The 1,111-nt window shown below is 74.4% G+C and carries 2 protein-coding genes; one reads left to right on the top strand and one right to left on the bottom strand.

All coding sequences use genetic code 11. The features are described 5' to 3' along the window. Nucleotides 1-119: 119 nt before the first annotated feature. Nucleotides 120-380, top strand: coding sequence for a hypothetical protein (locus D7231_RS35485; RefSeq protein WP_120760512.1), 261 nt, complete (start codon nucleotides 120-122; stop codon nucleotides 378-380). A gap of 36 nt (nucleotides 381-416) precedes the next feature. Here the strand turns inward: D7231_RS35485 and D7231_RS35480 are convergent. After that, on the bottom strand, nucleotides 417-1,111 hold a 695-nt coding region (locus D7231_RS35480; RefSeq protein WP_120760510.1), incomplete at its 5' end, for an LLM class flavin-dependent oxidoreductase.

Genomic DNA, 1,111 nt, shown 5'->3' with positions numbered 1-1,111 from the left:
GGAGACTCCCCGAGGCCGGGACCGGCGGCACGGGCGTCCGTTGACACCTCATCCGCCCCACCCATACCGTCGATACGCGCTTCGGACGGCGCCTCCTTCGTGGAAAGGAAGTTCCCCCCATGGCTCTCCTCCGCACCGCCGGCCTCGTGCTGGCCGCCACCGGCGCCGCGCACTTCGCCGCCCCGAAGGCGTTCGAGCCCATCTCCCGGCTGCCGTTCCCCCGGAACACGGGCGCCTGGATCAAGCGCAACGGCGCCACCGAGCTGGCCCTGGGCGTCGGCCTGACCGTGGAGCGCACCCGCAAGGCGGCCCTCGTCGGCACGGCCCTCTACACCGCCTGGCTGGGCGCCCGCACCGCGTACCACCTCCGCTCCGCCTGAGAACGCTCCGCCTGAGAACGCCGGGCAACGCCCCGGTCACCGCGGGGCCGCGTCCGGACGGGTCAGGCCCAGGTGGTCGCGGAGGGTCGGGCCCTCGTAGTCGTGGCGGAAGACGCCGCGTTCCTGGAGCAGGGGGACGACGGTGTCCGCGAAGGGGTCGAGGCCGCCCGGGGTGAGGTGGGGGACGAGGATGAAGCCGTCGGCGGCGTCCGACTGCACGAAGTGGTCGATGGTCTCCGCGACGGTGGCCGGGGAGCCGATGAACGACTGGCGTCCGGTGGTCTCGATGACCAGCTCGCGGATCGAGAGGTTCTTCGCCGCCGCCAGCTCGCGCCACTCGCGGGCCACGGCCAGCGGGTCGCGGTAGGAGCGGACGCTCGCCCGGCCGCGGGCGATGGTGTGCTCGCCGGGGTCCGGGTCGACCTCGGGCAGCGGGCCGTCGGGGTCGTAGGCGGACAGGTCGCGGTTCCAGACCTGCTCCAGGTGCCGGATCGCGGTCCGGCCGCTGACCTGCTGCCGCCTGACCTCGTGGGCCAGTTCGCGCGCCTCGGCGTCGGTGTCGCCCAGCACGAAGGTCGCGGCGGGCAGGATCAGCAGCTCCCCCGGCGTGCGGCCGTGGCGGGCCAGGCGGCCCTTGACGTCGGCGTAGAACGCCCGCCCTGCCTCCAGGGTGCTGTGCCGGCTGAAGATGGCGTCCGCGTGAGCGGCGGCGAACTCGCGCCCCTCGTCGG

This window comes from Streptomyces klenkii, from assembly GCF_003626645.1.
Lineage (GTDB): Bacteria > Actinomycetota > Actinomycetes > Streptomycetales > Streptomycetaceae > Streptomyces > Streptomyces klenkii.
Note: the sequence above shows the minus strand (reverse complement) of the source record. Positions and strands in the feature narration are given on the sequence as shown.

Bases quoted from the DNA above. Each gene is read 5' to 3' on its own strand.
- D7231_RS35485 (WP_120760512.1), top strand. From the start codon at position 120: ATGGCTCTCCTCCGCACCGCCGGCCTCGTGCTGGCCGCCACCGGCGCC.